16 protein-coding genes are annotated in these 18,859 nt (G+C 58.7%); 6 read left to right on the forward strand and 10 right to left on the reverse strand.

The window, feature by feature from the left end; all coding sequences use genetic code 11:
• Nucleotides 1–196 precede the first annotated feature (196 nt).
• The 7 genes from BV034_RS15560 to BV034_RS15590 all read right to left on the reverse strand — a co-directional run bounded on the left by BV034_RS15560 (nt 197) and on the right by BV034_RS15590 (nt 6,843).
• Nucleotides 197–616: an exosortase system-associated protein, TIGR04073 family gene (locus BV034_RS15560; RefSeq protein ID WP_038169231.1), complete on the reverse strand. Its 420-nt coding sequence runs from the start codon at nt 614–616 to the stop codon at nt 197–199.
• Nucleotides 617–752: 136 nt separating this feature from the next.
• Complete coding sequence (locus BV034_RS15565; RefSeq protein WP_050027927.1) at nt 753–1,658, reverse strand: ABC transporter ATP-binding protein; 906 nt, start codon at nt 1,656–1,658, stop codon at nt 753–755.
• Nucleotides 1,655–2,782 (reverse strand): ABC transporter permease, encoded by a 1,128-nt coding sequence (locus BV034_RS15570; protein WP_050027928.1) that lies wholly within the window; start codon nt 2,780–2,782, stop codon nt 1,655–1,657. The genes BV034_RS15565 and BV034_RS15570 overlap by 4 nt, the downstream gene beginning before the upstream one ends.
• 91 nt (nt 2,783–2,873) lie before the next feature.
• Complete coding sequence (locus BV034_RS15575; RefSeq protein ID WP_050027929.1) at nt 2,874–3,839, reverse strand: ABC transporter substrate-binding protein; 966 nt, start codon at nt 3,837–3,839, stop codon at nt 2,874–2,876.
• Nucleotides 3,840–4,154: 315 nt separating this feature from the next.
• Nucleotides 4,155–5,090 (reverse strand): LamG domain-containing protein, encoded by a 936-nt coding sequence (locus tag BV034_RS15580; RefSeq protein WP_081887861.1) that lies wholly within the window; start codon nt 5,088–5,090, stop codon nt 4,155–4,157.
• Nucleotides 5,091–5,162: 72 nt separating this feature from the next.
• Entirely contained in the window at nt 5,163–6,452 is a 1,290-nt protein-coding gene (gene hisS, locus BV034_RS15585; RefSeq protein WP_050027931.1) for a histidine--tRNA ligase, read from the reverse strand.
• 91 nt (nt 6,453–6,543) lie between these two features.
• Complete coding sequence (locus BV034_RS15590; protein WP_050027932.1) at nt 6,544–6,843, reverse strand: hypothetical protein; 300 nt, start codon at nt 6,841–6,843, stop codon at nt 6,544–6,546.
• A gap of 286 nt (nt 6,844–7,129) precedes the next feature.
• Here BV034_RS15590 and recF point away from each other — a divergent pair, with 286 nt between their 5' ends.
• The 6 genes from recF to BV034_RS15620 all read left to right on the forward strand — a co-directional run bounded on the left by recF (nt 7,130) and on the right by BV034_RS15620 (nt 14,829).
• On the forward strand, nt 7,130–8,116 hold the full coding sequence (gene recF, locus BV034_RS15595; RefSeq protein ID WP_050027933.1) for a DNA replication and repair protein RecF: 987 nt from the start codon (nt 7,130–7,132) through the stop codon (nt 8,114–8,116).
• A 324-nt stretch (nt 8,117–8,440) separates the two neighbouring features.
• Nucleotides 8,441–9,472, forward strand: a complete 1,032-nt coding sequence (locus tag BV034_RS15600) for a rod shape-determining protein (protein WP_009962381.1) — start codon at nt 8,441–8,443, stop codon at nt 9,470–9,472.
• 87 nt (nt 9,473–9,559) lie between these two features.
• Nucleotides 9,560–10,375 (forward strand): rod shape-determining protein MreC, encoded by an 816-nt coding sequence (mreC, locus tag BV034_RS15605; RefSeq protein WP_050027934.1) that lies wholly within the window; start codon nt 9,560–9,562, stop codon nt 10,373–10,375.
• Nucleotides 10,372–10,998: a hypothetical protein gene (locus BV034_RS15610; protein WP_050027935.1), complete on the forward strand. Its 627-nt coding sequence runs from the start codon at nt 10,372–10,374 to the stop codon at nt 10,996–10,998. Before mreC ends, BV034_RS15610 begins: the two co-directional genes overlap by 4 nt.
• Nucleotides 10,988–13,201: a penicillin-binding transpeptidase domain-containing protein gene (locus BV034_RS15615; RefSeq protein WP_050027936.1), complete on the forward strand. Its 2,214-nt coding sequence runs from the start codon at nt 10,988–10,990 to the stop codon at nt 13,199–13,201. The genes BV034_RS15610 and BV034_RS15615 overlap by 11 nt, the downstream gene beginning before the upstream one ends.
• Before the next feature lie 53 nt (nt 13,202–13,254).
• The gene (locus tag BV034_RS15620; protein WP_265593045.1) at nt 13,255–14,829 is read left to right on the forward strand and encodes an Rne/Rng family ribonuclease; all 1,575 of its coding nucleotides are present in this window, start codon (nt 13,255–13,257) and stop codon (nt 14,827–14,829) included.
• 478 nt (nt 14,830–15,307) lie between these two features.
• Here BV034_RS15620 and BV034_RS15625 read toward each other — a convergent pair whose 3' ends face one another.
• The 3 genes from BV034_RS15625 to BV034_RS15635 all read right to left on the reverse strand — a co-directional run bounded on the left by BV034_RS15625 (nt 15,308) and on the right by BV034_RS15635 (nt 18,857).
• The gene (locus tag BV034_RS15625; protein WP_050027938.1) at nt 15,308–15,955 is read right to left on the reverse strand and encodes an outer membrane beta-barrel protein; all 648 of its coding nucleotides are present in this window, start codon (nt 15,953–15,955) and stop codon (nt 15,308–15,310) included.
• A 347-nt stretch (nt 15,956–16,302) separates the two neighbouring features.
• A complete protein-coding gene (locus BV034_RS15630) occupies nt 16,303–17,808 on the reverse strand; it encodes a sulfatase (RefSeq protein WP_050027939.1) in 1,506 nt (501 codons plus the stop codon).
• A gap of 137 nt (nt 17,809–17,945) precedes the next feature.
• Nucleotides 17,946–18,857: a hypothetical protein gene (locus tag BV034_RS15635; RefSeq protein WP_050027940.1), complete on the reverse strand. Its 912-nt coding sequence runs from the start codon at nt 18,855–18,857 to the stop codon at nt 17,946–17,948.
• Nucleotides 18,858–18,859: the final 2 nt, after the last annotated feature.

An 18,859-nucleotide genomic window follows, 5' to 3' on the forward strand; every position in this document is an offset into this window, starting at 1 on the left:
ACCAAAGGAGTGAGGGTTAGACGATGAGGGCGTAGCGGCTTGAGTTTGGTGCTTGGAGACTACTCTCTCCGCTCCCCACAGCGGTTGTGCTTGAGGCACAAACCGCCGCTCCTTGGACTGTGGTGGTTTGCGAACCAACAAAAAAGGCGAACCTTGCGGTTCGCCTTTTTCACGAAATCAAACTCAGACCGAAAGCTTAGTTGCTCTGCGTGCGGCTGTAGCGGGCCTGGGAGGTGAAGCCGAGCTGAGGGGGAAATTCCTCATAGCCATACCAAGTGTCGAAACGCTCGTCCTTGTAGTACGGGGGCTTGTAGCCGCCTTTGTAGGCCGGGAAGGGGAAGGTGACCAGTTCGAACAGGCCATAGCCCACGCGCACCAAGGTGCGGGAGGTTCCTTCAACCACCATGGAGGTAGCGGCGGCATTGACGCCGTCCTGACGCTCCACTTTGCTCCAGGTCGTAGGATACTCCGTCACGCCGTAAGCCAGGTTCGCGAGAGAGCGGGAGAGCTTGCGGCTCCAGTTCCATTTAGCCCCGGGAGGAGCCTGAATGTCCGCGAAAGCGAGGCTGCCCAAGGTGAGGGCACCGACAAGCATGAGGGTGATACGATTTTTCATGAAAGAATTAAGTGAAAGTTAGCCAATTTTGCCGTGGTTTGGCAAGCAGGAAAGGATCAAAAAGTCCAGAAAATGAGCAAGTGGCGAAATCTTCAAACTCAAAATCGCCAAAGGTGCCTCGTCCGGTCGTCGCTTCCTATTCCACATCATCGCCGGCTTCGGTGAGACGGACCATGGGAAGTTGCTGTTCCTCGATCTCGACGGGCGGATGGATGAGCTCTTCCAGTCGGTGTTTCAGCGCCTGAAATTCAGGAGAGGTGCACTGCGCCGGGCTGCGAGGGCGGGGCACAGGGTTCTCAATGAACTCCACCACGCGACCTGGATTGGTGCCGAGGACGAGGATGCGGTCGGAGAGGTAGCAGGCCTCGTCCAGATCATGGGTGATAAAGAGGATGGTGACATCCACCTTGCGCCAAATCTGGAGCAGGTAGCTCTGCATCTGGGCGCGGGTCTGAGCGTCCAGGGCGCCGAACGGCTCGTCCATAATCAGGACGCGGGGTTCATTGGCCAGGGCACGGGCGATCGCCACCCGTTGCTTCATGCCGCCGGACAGCTCGTGCGGATACGAGTTCTCAAATTTGGACAGTCCCACCATGTCGAGCCACAGGCCAGCTTCGTTTTCGGCCGTGGACTTGTCCTTGCCCCGCATCTCCAGCCCGAACATGACGTTCCGTTTCACCGTGAGCCAGGGGAACAGGGTGTACCCCTGAAAGACCATGCCGCGATCTGGGCCGGGACCGGAGACGGGTTGCCCATCCAGAAGGATCTGGCCGCCGGAGGCGTCGTCCAGCCCGGCGGCGATCCGGATAAAGGTGGATTTACCACAGCCGGAGGGCCCAATGACGGTGATGAACTCCCGTCGGTGGATGTTGAAGCTGAGGTTGTCGAACACCGTGCGGGTGGTGCCGTTGGACCCGAAGTCCTTGCGCAGGTTGTCCACGGTCAGGATGACGGGACGCTGGTAGAGACGCTTGAAGCGATCTGCCACTGCCGGATCCTGAGTACGGTAGTCTGTAGAAGAGGCCAAAGGGGAAGCGTTCATGCGGAAGGCGGGGTGTCAGCAGCAGCCGGGGTCGGGGTGGGCGTGGTCACGGTTGCAGGCGCAGTAGCGGAGCCCGCGTTGCTGATCGATTTCTTTAGCGGCTTAATGAGGCGGGAGATCAGGCTTCCCAAGAAGGAGGGGCCGCGATTGCGCCGCCGCCAGGGGAAGATCAGAGTGCCAAGCTTGGCCAGGAGGATATCGGTGCCCAGGCCGATGAAGCCAATCAAGCAGATGGCGGCATACACGTTGTCGAAATTCCGATAGCGGGCCTGCTGGTTGATGAACCAGGTGAGGCCGGAGGTGGCACCGATAATTTCGGCGACGATGAGGTAGGTCCAGGCCCAGCCAAGAAGAATGCGCATGTCCGTAAAGATCTCCGGGATGCTGGAGGGGATGATCACCCGGGTGACCAGTTTCCTGCGGGACGCACCCAGCGTTTGGGCCGCCTCGATCAGACCGGGATCGACCTTCCTGACGGTATTGGCGATAACGAGGACCTGTTGGAAGAAAGTGCCGATAAAGATGATCGCCACCTTGGGCGCATCATGAATGCCGAGCATGGCGACGCACAAAGCGCCAAATGCGGGTGCGGGGAGATAACGAAAGAACTCGATGAACGGCTCGTGGAGACGGGAGAAGAAGCGGAACGAACCGCACAGGATACCCAACGGCACCCCGACCAGTGAGGACAGAAGAAAGCCTGAGGCGATGACCTTGATGCTGTGCCAGAGACTCTGGTGAAGCCAGGGTTCACCGGGAAGACGGGGTGGGGTGGTGAAGGCCGTATAAAAGGCGCGTGCCACCTCGTGAGGGGCGGGGAGGTAAACGGGATTGACGCGAACTCCCTTGCCGGGGGTAAGGCCTTCGGTCACGGCCTGAGTATTGGCGCGATCAAAATCAGCCCGGGGCAGGTCCATGCCCTCAGAGAACATCTCCACCTCGCCAGCATCCGTCACGTGCACCAGTGGATGCCACAGCCACGGGACATAGGAGACGATGGACCAAAGCACCAGGGGAAGGAGGAACGATGCCGCGCCCAGGAGCCAGTTCCGCCGGGGCGGGAGTTCCTTTTTGAGGCCGAGGAAGTCCGAATTGCGCTTGGGGAGAGGAGAGGGAGATGCCATGAGAGCGCCGGGAGTTCAAAGGGAAGACATCCGCACAGGACGTGCCAGCTCCAGATGGGAACCGGGCACGTCCAGGCGGTGGAATGGGGCCTTATTCCAGGCTCTGCAGGAGGCTGGGAGCGACGTAGGAAGTTGGCTTCTGCGACTCCTTATAGACCTTGTTGTCCACGTTGAACTTGTCGCCAATGGTGAGCGATCCATAGAGGGAGCTCAGGCCGTCGCCTTTCTTCATCACCGCCTTGGCTTCCTTGAGCGTGAGGAACTTGGTGCCGGGGATGTTCTTCCTATATTCGGCAGGATCGGCACCCACCTTGGCGGCCATGATCTTCACCGCGTCTTCCTCCGTCTTGGGGTCGAGGATGTAGTCGATGCAGCGGAAATACACCTTGAGGAACTTGCCCCAGTCATCCTTGCGATCATTCAGGCTGACGGGATTGACGGCGACGACGTCATAGATGAGACCAGGAGCGTCTGCGCTGGTGAACAGTGGCGTGGAGTTTGCCACCTGGGTGAGGGCTTGTCCGGCGATGGGGTACCAGGCACCAATGGCGTCCACCTGAGCAGAGGCCAGGGTCTGAGGAGTGTCGTTGGTGGCGGCATTGACGAGCTCGACATCGCTTTGTTTCAGCCCATTCATCTCCAGCGCTTTCAACAGAAGGAGGTGCTCCACGAGGGTCAGCTCCAGGCCCACCTTCTTGCCTTTGAGATCCTTGATGGATTTGATGCCGGGTTTGCCAATGATCTTGTCATTGCCGTTGCTGTAGTCTGTCGCGGCGATGATCTTGCTCTTCGCTCCGTTGGCCCCAGTGACCAGGGCGTCCGTGTGCACGGCCAGGACGGCGTCCACCTTGCCCGCCGCAAAGGCATCCAGAGAAGGCAGGTACTCGAACCAGAGCAACTCCACATCCACCCCGGCCTCTTTGAACCAGCCCTTTTGTTTGGCGACCTCCAGCACGGTCCAGCCCGGCCAGTCGGAATAGGCCACCTTGAGCGGCTCGGCCTGGAGCTGGAGCGCGCAGCCCAGGGCAGCGAGAAGAGAGAGGATCTTGATCTTCATGATGAGAGGGTCGGTTTCGAGTGTGTTACCTTTTTGCTAAAACGTGTGCACTTGTGAGCCTGCACGACGACGGTGGAGTGCTCGGAGCCATTTGTGCAAGCAGGTGGCAGGCCAAGCTCCCGCAGGTTTTTTACGGGAGGCTGCGAATGCAGAAGATGTGCCGTGCAGGCAGGAAATCGGGTGCTGACGGAAGGAATCTCACCAGATCATCTGGGCATGATGAAACGTCCCCCCAAGCGCGATGCGCTCCTCGCTTGGAGTTGGACGGGGTGTCGAGCGGCAGCTACCTGCGTGCCTGTCTCTACTATATGAGGATCACCCGATCTGGGGACGCGGACGACGACGCCGGGTCAGCATCATCGCGCCAGCAAGCGCCAGAAGCAGAGCCCGACCGGGCTCTGGGACTGCCCTCAGAAACTGGTCGCTGGTGAGAACAGAATCCGTGAAACGGAACTCATCCATCCAACCGTCAAAAGCACGACCACCGCCGCCTTGACCGATGAGCAGAGGATTGTCGTCGTAAACGAGATTGAGCTCGCCGCCACTGAGCGTGCCGGTCCCGATCGAGACATAGTCCAGATAGATCGTGAACCTCTTCCCAGTGGCATCATAAGTGACGGCAAAATGATGCCAGTTCCCATCGGCAATGTTTTGCGTGCTGCTGATGGACTGGTTGAACCCGGGAGGAGCGGGGCTGGTCGCGACCCCTATTGCCTGGTGATCGGTGCGCACGCGCAGGGTGTTGTTGCTATTCGTGTCCACGAGCCAGCTGGAGCCACCGCCGTCCACCCGGCTCTTGGAGACGAGGGTGGGGTATTGAATGGAATCTTGAACCTTGATGAAGGCCTCGACGGTGAAGCTGCTGGGTTCGAGGAGAGAATCGCTGCCGATTGGGTCCTGAACGGTGATGCGTCCACCATCGCCACTGGTCACCGTGCCCGTGTTGTCAAACTTCAGGGACGAGGTGTTGTTGGCGTTGACGATCTCACCGCCGATGCCGTTGGTAATGACCGGACCGACGGTCTGGGAACTGTATTTGGGCGCCTGTCCAGAGCCCGAGGCGCTGGCGGTGCCGTTCAGACCGTAGCTGGAGGAGTCTGTGATGGCGGAAGCGGACGCTCCATCAGTGCCGTTGAACTGAAAATAAATCAGTGTGGACGCTGCGCAGGGCAGCGGTGCGGCCAGCAGCACTGTGGCCGCCAGCGTGCTGGCGGCGGCAAAAATCAATCGGGGGATGGAAAAACAACGCATTTCGACAAGGTGGGTCCACACTTACGGCTGGTAATCACCTTGTATTGCACGCTGATGCTGTTTCCTCGTGCTCTAGGCTAGCAGATGGTTGTACACCGGATTGCTCATCTGCTCCCCGATCTTCTCTGCGAGGTTGGCGGCTGGAACTTCCATCTGGTCGCGGGTGGCCAGATTTTTCAGCACCACGGTGGGGTATTCACCTCCGATGATGGCGGCAAAGCGGGCCTTGGAATTCTCTGCTGCCTGGAACTGCTTGTTCACCTTCTGCGGTGTAAGGCTGTAGTCCACACGCCAGCCCGCGGTGCGAAGCTGGGTGACGGTCTGGAGGCACTCGCGGCGTCGGGTTTCATCCGCCAACAAGACATAGACGTCCACGGCCACGGACTGGTCCATGTCCCGCTTCATCTGCTCCTGAGCCGCTGGAGTGGCTTTGATGAGCTCGCCTAGAACAACGTCGCCCATGGCAAAGCCGCAGGCAGACATCTGGACCGCTCCATCGCTGAGGTGGCCCACGAGGTTGTCGTAGCGGCCACCGCCCGCGATGGCCCGCAGGCCGTGTTTGACGTCGAAGGCTTCGAAGACGGTCCCTGTGTAGTATGCGAGTCCGCGCACGATGCCGGGATCGATCTTCACATACTGCCAGAGGTCACGCGCTTCGAGATTCTCCCGAAGCTCTGCAAATATAGGATGGTCGGCGCTGATGCTGCTGATAAAGGCTTGAACCTTCTCAAGGCTCATCCCCAGCGCCTCAAGCTTGGTATTGGTGACCTCCGCAGGCGTGCGCTCCATCTTGTCGATGATCTGGAGGAACTCGCCGCTCTGGGTTTCATTCAGCTGATAGGTGGCCTGGAACTCGGTCCACAGACGGCGGTCACTGAGACGGATGATGAAATCACCCGGCTCCAGGGCGAAGGAGCGAAGGCTCTCAATGGCGAGGGCGACAAGCTCAGCGTCGGCAGCAGGGGATGCCTCACCCAGGATGTCCACATTGAACTGGTAGAACTCCCGCAGACGGCCGCGCTGCTGTCGCTCATAGCGGTAGCAGGGACCGATCTGAAACCACTTGAGGGGCTTGGGGAAATCACGCTGACGGGCTGCCGCCATCCGTGCCAGGGTAGGAGTGACCTCTGGGCGCATGGAGACCTCCTCCTCACCCTTCGTCGTGAAGCAAAACAGCTGCTGGGTGATTTCGTCCCCGCTCTTCTTCTTCAGAAGATCCGTGCTCTCCAGCGTCGGGCCTTCATATTCCACGAACCCATGACGCGAGGCGACACTGCGCCAGCGTTTGAAGATGGAGTTACGCAGAGCGCAGTCTTCAGGGAAGAAATCGCGGAAGCCTTTGACGGTCTTGAAGCCAGACATGGAACCCTACTGATGCAGCAGAGCAGGGGTTCGCGCAAATGGATTGGCTGCTTTCGACCGATCAAGGGCGGGCGGTGTGTCGATCAAGGGGCTAGTCGGCCGGAGTGCTGGCCTTCTTGGCGGCTTTCTTTGCAGGAGTCTTGGCGGCGGGCTTGGATTCCTTGGCAGGTTTCGCTTCCTTTACCGCCTTCGGCTTGGGGGCCGCCTTTGGGGTGGTGGGCTCTGGAAGGGAGGAAAGGAAGTCGAGAGAGGGCACCCAGGTGCTGCTGCCGTCTTCACGGATGAAGTCTCCGTCCAAAACAATGCCGCGCTTTTTGAAATCAAGGATCTCTGCGACGGTGAAGGCTCCGAATTCGGTGAAGTTGCGGCTGAGGTAGACTTGGGTGCTCATGTGATAGGTAGAATGTTTTGGGTTCAGGGGATAGCCCTGAGGTGAGGGAACCCCAATCGAACAAATTGTCACTCACTGGGCCTGAATTCGGGCCAGACCACCGCGACGACCGTATTTTTAGCATGTTCCATGCCGAATTGTCTTAGGGAGGGGGAAAGAGAGCGCTGGACAAGGCCTTTCACCCTCGCATCATCGCTGCACATGTTGCTGGAGTGGATGCAGGTGCGGGATTTTCGTTGCTTTACGGAAGCGCGTCTCGTGCTGCATCCTGAGACTACCTTGTTGGTTGGAAAAAAACGGGCAGGGCAAGACCTCGCTGCTGGAGGCGGCGTGTGTGCTGATGCGGTTGCAGTCGCCCCGCACGTCCACTCGCTCGGACCTGATTCGATTCGGTGCCCAGGCCTGCGTGACGGAGGGCGCGGTAGGGGGGCGCAAGCTGAGAGTGGCCCAGAGCCCGACCGCTCGCCGTGTGGCAGTGAATGATTCCGTCTGCCCACGGGCGGGGGACTACTTGATGCAGTCCGCCCGGGTGGTGTGGATGGATCACTCTGATATGAACCTCGCCCGGGGAGGGGCTGAACACCGCAGACGCTACCTGGACTTTGCGGCAGCCCAACTCTTCCCGGAATACCTGAATGCCCTCAAGAGCTACGAGCGGGCTCTCCGAAGCCGGAATTTCCTCTTAAAACGGGATGCAGCCATTTCCTGGCGGCAGGTGGATGCCTATGGTCGCATCCTGGCTGAGCATGGAGCCGTGATCCGTCGGTGCCGGGAAGATTTGATCCAGAGGGTCCAAGAGCCGGTCACCGCGGCCCACTTGGGCCTCAGCGCTGGAGCCGAGCCAGGGGCGGTGTCCTACCTGCCCGGTTATCCTGGGGAAAATCTGGAGGCAGCCCTGTTGGAAGTACGGGACAGCGAAGCCCGGCTCCGGACCACGCAGGTGGGGGTGCATCGGGATGATCTGGCGCTTACGATTCACGGTCGGCCAGCGGGAGCCTTTGCCTCCGAGGGGCAGCAGCGGACACTCTGCCTGGCACTGAAGCTGGCTCAGGCCAGGGTGCTGGAGGAGGCGCAGGGGGAACCCCCTCTTCTATTGATCGACGATATTTTTGGTGAGCTGGACAAAACCCGGCGCCAGGCCCTCCTTGCCTACCTGCCAGCGCACGGCCAAAAAGTCATCACCACCACCTTCACGGATTGGGCCAGTGAAACTGGTGTGGGGGGACTGGTGTATGAGGTCGAGGATGGGCAGCTAAAAGAGCGTGGAATTTGACCCGGGTGAAACGAGATTTTTGGCTGTGTCGGCAAAAAAGGCCCTTCTTTTACAAGACCGTGGATTCCGCTTGCAAACCAAAGAGGGAGAACGATAGGCGGGGGGAAAATTCGTCGCGCAATCCCGTTGCCTGTAGTGGTATCCGCCCTGGAAATCTTTCCCTTGACGAAAATTAGCAGGGTTTTTTACTTGAAGGTCAACGGTTTGGAATTGGGCGTGGTTTTCATTTCCTGATTTTTCGCTTTTCTTTGATATCTTTCTCTCAAGCTCACGCCTGACTGCCGTTTTTTCGCTCTTTTCCACCCTTTCCATTTCAACAACCTCATGTCGTTTTTCAGAAGCTTATTCGGATTTGCATCCAGTGACATTGGCATCGACCTCGGCACCGCCAACACCCTCGTGTATGTGAAGGATCACGGCATTGTGCTACGTGAACCTTCCGTGGTAGCAGTGAAAGCGGGCACCAACGAAGTGGTGGCCGTAGGAGATGACGCCAAGCGCATGCTGGGACGCACTCCCGGAAACATTGTGGCCATCCGTCCTCTGAAGGATGGGGTCATTGCCGATTTCAAGGTGACGGAGGCCATGCTTCGTCACTTCATTCTGAAGGTTCACAATCGTCGTAGCTTCGTGCGTCCGCGCGTGGTGGTGGCGGTCCCGTCCGGCATCACTGAGGTGGAGAAGCGTGCCGTCAAGGAGAGCGCTGAGCAAGCTGGTGCCCGTGAAGTTTATCTGATTGAAGAACCGATGGCAGCGGCCATCGGCGTGGGCCTGCCCGTGCAAGAGGCTGCTGGCAACATGATTGTGGACATCGGTGGGGGCACCACCGAGGTGGCGATCATCTCGCTGAGCGGTATCGTGTACAGCCGCAGCGTCCGTGTGGCGGGTGACGAGCTGGATGAAGCCGTGATCAACTACATGAAGCGTGCGTATAACCTCATGATCGGTGAGCGCACGGCGGAAGAAATCAAACTTCGCATCGGATCGGCCTACCCGCTGGGCAAGGAGACGACGATGGAAGTAAAGGGCCGTGACATGGTGGCAGGTCTGCCGAAGACGATCACCATCACGAGCCAGGAAGTTCGCGAGGCCATGTTGGAGCCTCTGAACACGATCATTGATGCGGTGCGCACGACGCTGGAGCGCTGCCCCCCTGAACTCTCCGCCGACCTGGTGGACCGCGGCATCATGCTGGCGGGTGGCGGTGCCTTGCTGCGCGGCCTCGACAAGCTTCTGCAGGAAGAGACGGCTCTCCCGGTCCATGTGGCCGACGACCCGCTCAGCGCTGTGGCGGAAGGTGCAGGCCGGGTGCTGAGCGAGATTGAGTTTCTCCGCAAAGTCAGCACCAACGAATAGGCGGTCATGGATACCAATGGTCAGACCCGTGAGCGCTGAGATTTCAGCGTTCCCGGGCTGGCGGCTTTACAGGGGAGTGCTGCAAGCATGAAGAAGATCAACGTCATCGCCCTGCTGCTCTTTTTCGTGGCGCTGGTGGCAGTGTTCACGCTCAAGACCCCGCAGACGCGGGCGATCCAAACCTCCGTGATGAATGTGCTCTCGCCCTTCATCCGGATGGGCGCTCATGCCCAGAACCAGGTGCATGAGGTGGTGAGCAATCCTGTGGATGCCGCTCGGCTCCAGCAGGAGAATGAGAGCCTGCGCCGGGAGATGAACCGACTGATGATCTTCGAGCAGAAGTACCACATGACGCTTGAGGAGAACAACAAGTTCCGCTCGATGCTTGGGTATCGGCAGCAGTCCGCCTTCAAGTTGACCGCTGCCCATGTGCTGCGCCGCTCCGCCTCCAACTGGTGGACGACGGTGATCATCGACAAGGGCTCGCTGGATGGCATCGGCACGGACAGCCCTGTCATCACCGAGTCAGGCTTGGTGGGCAAAACCGGAAAAGTGGCGGCTCACACCTCAGAGGTGATCCTTCTCACAGATGAAGAGTGCCGCGTGGCGGCTCGAATCGAGGGCACGCAGGCCAAGGGGATTCTCAGCGGCGAGCGTGGAGGATTCGAGACGCGTCCGGATTTGCGCCTGCGGTTTCTGGACCGAACCCTCAAGCTTGAGCCTGGGGCCAATATTTATTCTTCCGGCGACGGCGGCGTGTTTCCCGCAGGGCTGGCGCTTGGCAAGGTGAAGGCGTTTGAATTCAAAGACATTTCTGGTGAGGCAGTGGTGGATCCCGCTGTGAATTTCGGCCTCATCGAAGACGTCTTTGTTGTCCACATGGATTCGCTCGTGCAACCATGAGTTTCTTGTACAACATCATCGTGGTGCTGCTCGTGGCCCTGAGCTTTGGGGCGCAGGAGTTTTTGCCAGCCATTGAGTTTGCCAACCACGCCCGGGTGCTGCTGCCACCTGTGCTGTTTTTCTCTGCCTCCCTGACGGTGTCATTTCCGATGATGCTGTTCCTGGCGCTCTTCACCGGACTGGTTTGGGACGCCCGGCACCTGCCATACAAGCCGGAGAAACCGGTCGCGGTGGAGTCGGCGGACCTGGCCAGGGAACTGCCCGTGGAAAAGCAGCCTCCCACTGGGACGGCGCTGCCGGTTGGATACTCTATGTTTCTTTTTGGCGTCACTGGCACGCTCATGCAGGGCATCCGGCCGCTTTTTAAACGGGGGCGGTGGGAGTTGCCGGTCATCATGGTTGGCATTGCCACGCTCCTGTGTCTTCTGATAGAGTTTTTAATGATGTCATTCCTGAGGGGCAGTTTTGAATTCCATCCCGGCCTGTGGACGAAGCTGGTGACGGATGCACTGCTGGCCATGTTGGTCTCACCGCTCCTTCTGTTCATGCTTCATACGCTTGCGCGACTCGTCCACTATGAGGTGCGGACAGAAGGGCTAGTTTACCGATTCTATGGTGGTTAAGTATCGCTTCCGTCTGTACCTCTTTACCTTGGTGATCCTGATTGGATTCGGTGCGCTGGCTCAGCGCCTGTGGAATCTCAGCATCGACCACCACGAAGAACTCAAGAACAAGGTTCCAGGAACCAAAAACCTGCGGGCGCGTATTCCGGGCTCGCGAGGGGAGATCCGTGACCGGAACGGAGTGGTGCTGGTTTCCAACAAGCCCTCGTTCGAGGTGCGTGTGAACCTGAAGACGCTGGTCGAGGAGTACACCAAGCAGGCGAAGGCGGAAAAGCGTGATGTGCCGCTTTTCACTTACAAATATACTGAAGGTGGCGTTCCCCGGAGCAAGGAGGAGACGGACATTGTTGCCATCGTCAATGAAGGCATCATTGAGCCGCTCAACAAATTGGGACTCGCAGCAGACTTCAATGCGAAGAAGTTGCGCATCCACTACCGTACGAATCGCGGGGTGGTTCCTTGGGTGTACCGCAGTGACCTGACCTTTGAGGAGTTCAGCCGATTTGCAGAGCATCGTCTGGGCCTGCCGGGTATCTCGGTGGAAGTGCGTCCGGTGCGCCAGTATCTTTTTGACTCCTTTGCCTGCCATGTCCTTGGCTATGTGAACCAGCCGGATGTGCAGCAAGCTTCAAAGGAAGAGATCAATGAGTGGGACTTCTTCGTGCCGGACGACTACGGCGTGTATGGCGTGGAGAAGACTTTCGACCAGGACCTGCGGGGCAAGGCGGGGATGCGCATCTGGCTGCAGAACGAAAAAGGCCGTCTCGTCAAGGAGGTGGACTATCAGGAGCCGCGCAAGGGGCATGACGTTTATCTCTCGATTGATGCACGGATTCAGATGATCGCGGAGAAGGCTTTGCGCGAAGGTGCGCCGGCGATCGGCCGAGGTGCTGTGGTGGTGCTGGATCCGTCCACTGGCCAGGTGATGGCCATGGCGTCCGTACCTTCCTATAACCCGAACAAGTTCATCCCCTCCATCAGCAAGGATGACTTTGCCGGTTATCTGGAGAATCCCTGTGTGCCGTTGTTGAACCGTTCTGTGCGCGGTTTCGTGCCAGGCTCCACCTACAAGATCATGACCTCGTTTGCCGGCATTTTGGCGGGTGTGGAAGGGGACATGGTCAACTGCCCGGGCGGGATTCAGTTTGGTGGTAAGTTCATGAAATGCTGGATCGGCCAGAAGGGCGGCGCCCACGGCACGCTGGGACTGAGTGAGGCCATCATGCGCTCGTGCAACTGCTACTTCTACCGCTACGCCAACCACGCTGGCAACGCAGCGATGACCAAGGCTGGCGACATGTTCGGCCTGGGACAGCGCACCGGCATCGAGCTGGAAGAAGAGGCACCGGGCATCCTGCCTGTGGAGCGCTGGTGGCGCGTGAACAAGACCGCGGCAGAACGTTTCTCCGAGGCCAGCATCGCGAACATGGCGATCGGTCAGGGCGCGGTGGAGGCCAGTCCGCTACAGATGGCAGGCGTAGCCGCAGCCGTGGGCAACGGCGGCATTGCGTACCGTCCGCACCTGCTGAACAAGGTGATGGATGGCACGGAGCTCATTCGCGAGCAGGTTCCGGACGTGCGTGCGAATTTCAAGGACTTCGGTCTCACGCCCCAGAAGCTGGAACTGGTGCGGCGTGGCATGTGGCGCGTGGTGAATGACCAGGGGGGCACGGCCAAGGCCGCCAAGATCACCGGTGTGGATGTGGCCGGGAAGACGGGCACCGCCCAGAACTGGCGCAAGAACGGAAAGGAATTTGTAAAAGACAACCACACGCTCTTCATCACCTTCGCCCCGTACGAGAATCCCAAGTTTGCCGCCTGCATCCTCGTGCAGGGGGGCAAAGGCGGTGGGGTGACGGCCGCTCCCGTGGCCAAACGCATTTTGGAACAGGCCCTGGCACTCGACAAAGGTTACGAAGTCGAGCTCGCCAAGGTCAATGAAGTGCAGGGCAACTTCAACCCTGTAGACACTGTCTCATACGATGGACTCCCCACTGCGTTCCAGCCAGGAACGGAGGAAGAGGAGCCTGCCGTGGACAACGATGACGAACCGCGTCGCAGTGCGAAGCGTGAGGAGGCTCCGAAGGCGCGTCCCACCATTCGCGATGAAGCTGACGCGGAAGGAACGAAGCAAAACAAGAATCAAGCACCCCCACCACGCCGGGCCAACTTCCTGAAGAGATTGTTCGGGAGGGATGGTTAGCCTTGTGGGCTCAACTTTAGCAATTTACGATCAATTTTATGGCTTTGGGATTTGTGCAAAGAATTAAGGAGTTTTTCACCGGACACAAAGATGTGAACAGCGGAACGCGAATTGTCATCAACTGTGAAAAGCTCGAGAACCGGGTCGCCCTGCTTGAGAGCGGAGTGCTCGAGGAGTACTCTGTCGAACGTGTGGGCACCACCCACCTGGTGGGCAGCATCTACAAGGGACGCATCAAGAACATTGAGCAGGGCTTGAAGGCCATGTTCATTGATATTGGTCTTGAGAAAAATGCCTTCCTCCATTTCTGGGATGCCATTCCCGCGGCACTTGATGCTGGCATGGAGGAGATCAACCGCGGCGGCAGCGGCAAGAAGAAGAAGGCCATCACGGCCAAGGACATTCCTGATCTGTACCCGGTGGGTTCTGAGATCCTGGTGCAGGTGACCAAGGGGCCAGTCGGTAACAAGGGGCCACGTGTGACCACGAACATCTCCCTGGCGGGACGTCTTCTGGTGCTCATGCCTTTGAACGATTCCTGTGGTATTTCCCGCAAGATTGACGATCCCAAGGAGCGCCTCCGTCTTCGCCGCATCATTGAAAAGCTGAGCCTCCCCGAAGGCATGGGCGTCATCTTGCGCACGGAAGCTTCCGGCAAGCGGGCCCGCCACATTATCCGGGACCTGAGCATCCTCGTGGAGCAGTGGAAGGACATCGCGGAGCGCCGTGACACGCAGAAGGCCCCGGTGTGCTGCTTTGAAGAGCCGGATGTGTTTGAGCGCACCGTGCGCGACTTCCTCACGGAGGATCTGGATGAAATCGTCTGCGATGATCAGGCTGTGGTGCAGCGGATGAAGGAACTGGTGGCTCCTATCTCGCGTCGTGCCCAGCGCCGGATCAATTATTTCCCAGGACCTGGCTCTCTGTTTGAGAAGTACCACATCCAAAGGCAGATCGATTCCGCGTTCTACCGTCAGGTCTGGCTCAAGTGTGGTGGTTACATTGTCATCGACCAGACGGAGGCTCTTATCTCCATTGACGTGAACACGGGCCGCAACAAGGGTGCCGGGAACAACGTGGACAAGGTGATCCTGGACACGAATATGGAGGCCGCCGCTGAGGTGGCCCGCCAGCTCCGGCTGCGCAACATGGGCGGTCTGGTGGTGGTGGACTTCATCGATATGAAGGGCCGCAAGGACCAGCAGGCGGTGTACAAGGCAATGGTCGATCACACCCAGCGGGATAAGGCAAAGACGCAAATCCTGCCGATTTCCCAGTTCGGTCTGATGGAGATGACCCGCCAGCGCCTCCACGAGAGCCTGAGCGACGCCATGTATGAAGAGTGCCCGCACTGCAAAGGTCACGGCCAGATCAAGACGCCGCTGACGATGAGCGTGGAGCTCCAGCGCCGGCTGTCCTCCATCATGTCCCGTCTGCCTGAGCATGATCGCGACGTGCTCGTGGTCATCCACCCGGATGTGATGCAGCGTCTGCGCACTTCAGATGATCAGATCCTGGTCGAACTGGAGCGCAAGTACCAGGCCCGCATGACCTTCCGTACGGATCCGAATTACACCCGGGAACAGTTCTTGATCGCCAACGCCAAGACTGGCGACGAGATCAAGTAGGCAGGGGAAGATTTAGCGATTGTTTTGACAAGGCCTGTCACGGTACACGTGGCAGGCCTTGTTGTTTGTGAGGGTGAGATCTGTGAAAGTCGCTGCGGAGGAACTGTTGGGATGGAGTTTGCAGTCTCTCCTCAGTGCGTCAGAGATGAACTGAAGCAAACTAAAGTTTGAACTACAAACAGAGCCTCTCAGCGCAGGGGCAGTTGAATGTTGTTCAAACGTTAGTTTGCCGCATGGCTCAAAGCGCAACTGAGCAGACTGAAGTCTGGACTCCGAACAGCTTCTAGCTGCGCTGGTCGAGGCCTGGATGTTTGGAAGTGAGATGTGTGACCCTTGTTGAACTCGGATCCCTGCTTGTAAGGGGTGCGAGTCGGCCCAACTCGTCCACAAAAAAGGAGCGGCCCGAAGGCCGCTCCAACCAAACACAATACAAATCAACAATGGCAAATTCAGACGCCGGAGGCCCGGCGTGCGTGAATTAGAAGCGGATGGTGATGCCGCCTTCCAGGACGGAGCCCTGGGCGTCATCAAGGCCGCCCACGGCGTCTTGGCCGTAGTAGTAGCGGTAGCCCACGTTCAGGCTGGCGGCTTCGGTGACCTTGAAGGTCAGACCGGCCTTGGCCTGAGCGGCGAAGTTCCATTCGTCGCTGGAGGTGAAGTCGGTGTTAAAACCGCCCACGGAGTCGATTTCGGCCTCGCTCCACACGAGACCAGCGCCACCACCGATGTAGACGCCGAGGCGGTCGGTGAGATCAATGGTGTACACCACGTTTGCGAAGATCGGAACCTGGCGGAATTCACCGTCCACGTCTGCGTGCAGGCCGCGGTAGGAACCTTCTGCACCGTCCACGCCGATGTAACCGGACTCCAGCTCAACGGCGAGGCCGTTGCCGAAGGAGTAGCCGACTGCACCAAGGATGGAGAATCCAGTGTCGAATTCGAGGTTGGCCCCGTATGCGCCGACATCGTCAAGCCAGACGGCACCGCCGTTGAGCGAGAAGTAGAGGCCGCCAGCGGGAGCGGGCTCGAGCGGTGCGGGAGGCGGGGAGACGGGAGTACCGGCGAAGCTGGACGCCGCGAGGGTGAGGCTGGCCAGAGCGAGGAGGCTGTTGCGAACGATTTTCATGTTTCGTTGGATGTTGTGGGTTCCAATTTGGTTGTTTCCACCGGAGGCGGTTCACGCCCGCCAGTAACTGCTCACCATGGAGAAAATAAAGATGGGCGCAACTGGCAACTTAGGGTTTTTTCCTGGTAGTGAGTGATGCTAATGCGAGCTATTCTCCTTACGTTTCGCTTCTGCAAGAGGTCGCACTGAGTTTGTCCTAAGGGCAGAAAAATTCTGCAAGATTCAAACCGTCTGTACGTTCGGGTTGGCCTCGGTTGATGCGAAAAGATCGATGTGGAAAGCGGGGCGGGCGGCTGGATCTGATTACTGTTAGTTCATTTAACCTTCGCGAGCAAGAGAGCTGTTCCTCATTTGAGGGGCATCTTGGGCTGTAGCGATTCGACCGCGCGGACAAAGTTTTCCAACTGGGGATCCGAGGTCCGGGTCATATGTTCTTCCAGTTGGGAGATAAGTTTGGTGGCGTCGTCCAGATAGTTCGGGCCCGCGATGACGTTGGTCCGCTCATCAGGATCTTTCTCGAGATCATAGAGTGCGAGGGAGATGCCCTTGAGCAGTTGAGTCACGCGACCGGCGATCTTGGGGTCGCTTGCAGCTGCATCGGCAAGGGCTCGGAAGCTGAGACCGGACATGGCTTCTACCTTGAAGTCCCGCGGACCACCTGCCCAGGCGGAAAAAATGAGGGAGCGGGTCTTGGTGCGCACGCATCGCTGTGGGAAGCTCTGGCCGCTGGAGACGGTGTTGACGTGGGTGATCACTGAATCGCGATTTGGCTGAGTTTCGCCTCTCAGCAAAGGAACCCAGGAGGTGCCATCAAGACCGGAAGGCGGGGACACCTTGAGGAGTTCAAGCACGGTCGGAAGAAGATCCACGCTGCTGACAAACTCTTCGTGCACCTTGGGAGAGTGAAGCGGGTCGCCGTCAGGAAGGCGCAAGATGACCGGTGACCAGGTGCCATTGCGATAAACCGTTGCTTTGGAAAAGGGGAAGGACATTCCGTGATCTGAGAGGAAGACAACGAGGGTTTTGTCAGCTTGCCCCGAGGCCCGCAAGGCAGCGAAAATCTTACCGAAGCTCTCGTCCAGTCTCAGCACGCTGCTGTCATACTGGGCCACTTCTTTGCGCACGTTGGGAACGTCCTCGAGGAACGTGGGGACTTGAACCTGGTCGGGCGTGTAGGGCGTGATGACAGCTTCATTCTTGTCGGTGTCACCCTCTGCCTCGGTGGCGGCATTGTTGGCGTTCTTTGCCGCCTGGCGCTTCTTGTTTCCTCCAGCCTTGGTGGTTCCGTAAAAAGGACGATGCGGATCCGTGATGTTGGCATTGATGAAGAACGGCTTTCCTGCGGCGCGAGCGGCTTCCAGGGCTGTCGTGACGTCTCGACCGATCTGGGCGGGATTCTTTCCTGAACCATCGGCCACGCTGTTCCAGGGGAACTTGGTGCGCGGAGCCATGTGCACCACTTTGTTGATGCAGGCGGCAAAGTAGCCCTCTTTCTGCAACAGTTCTACCAAGGTGGGGACATCTTCCCGGATGGGGCCAAAGCCAAGAGCGCCATTCCGATGGGGGACGCGACCCGTCATGATGGCGGAACGGGAGGGCTGGCAAATGGGCGCCGTCACATGGTTGTTGACGAATCGGTGGCCGGTGGCCGCGAAGGCGTCGAGTTGCGGGGTCTTGATCACCGTATTGCCCATCCACCCCGGAGAGTCAGCGTTCATGTCGTCTGCCGTGATGATCAGCAAGTTGGTCTTTGCGTCAGCTGCGATCGCAAGAGGGGCAGAGAGCCCGCCCAAGCTCAAGACTAGAACCAGCAAGGTGCGAAGTGGAGCGGTGGAGAGAAGAGGGGGGATCATGGCAGGGCTGGGGAAACTACGAGCACCGAAGGTGGCCGGAGGCGATCTTGAACGCGACAGAGAGGCCAAAATTTCAAGTTTTAGCACCTTCCGCCCGGCCTCCGTTAACCTCAGATCGCAGAGATCCTGCTCCCCGGTCATTTCCCACCCAGGCGTTCGTGAGTAGCCTTGGCAATGTCTGGCTGCTTGTTGAGCGACCTCTGGAAATAACGTCGGATGGTGTCCAGCCGTATTTGTTCGGACGTGGGCAAAAGGTCTTCGGCAAAATTGGCCAGATCGTTATGTTGTGGCTTCAGTGAGGTCTGGCCCGGAGTGCGTTTAGCTTTGGCCGCTGCCGTGGAGGGCTGGCCACCAAAGACGTCCTGAACATGGAGCATCCATGCTTCCGTGCCATCGGCGGAGAAAACATACCAGGAGGCGACTTGGGCGGGTGCGACCTTCTGCTCCAGCACCCGACGCTCGGCCAGGAAGACGGGATGTTTCTCCACGTCCCATACCTTGTCTCGCAGTACGCCTACCTCCAGCTCGGTGCCATTCCAGCGAAGGCGGGAAGGCTTGAGATTGCGATCGTCTTCTTCAGAATCCCAGACTTGCCCCACGATGTCTGCCGGGAAGTTCTTGATCGGCTTGGGGGTGTAGCCTTTGGCCAGCTTGTACGCCAGTTCACCCACGACCGTGGTAGGAGTGACGTACTTGAGATCATCGCTGAAGAAATACCATGCGGTGTTCGGTCCCGAGAAGTTGAGCCGCACCACCCCTACATCGACGAAGGCGCTGTCATAGGGGGCGTTGGCGCGTCCATTTGGGTTGAGTGACACCATGCCTTCACCAGTGTATTGGAGGCGCTTGAGCGTGTTGGTACCGCGTAGTTCCCAAATGGTGCCTTTGATGCTGCCGGCAAATTTGTCCACCTCAGGATAGGCTGTTTTCGGTTCACTGTCTGCGGCGGGCGCTTGTGCCAGGGCCCGCGGGGTCCCGAAGGTCGCTGCCAGTGCGAGGCTACAGCCGAGGAGCGGGGAGGCAACGCCGGAGAAACTTAAGAACGTCATTC

The sequence above is a fragment of the Verrucomicrobium sp. BvORR034 genome (assembly GCF_000739635.1).
Taxonomy (GTDB): Bacteria; Verrucomicrobiota; Verrucomicrobiia; order Verrucomicrobiales; family Verrucomicrobiaceae; genus Verrucomicrobium.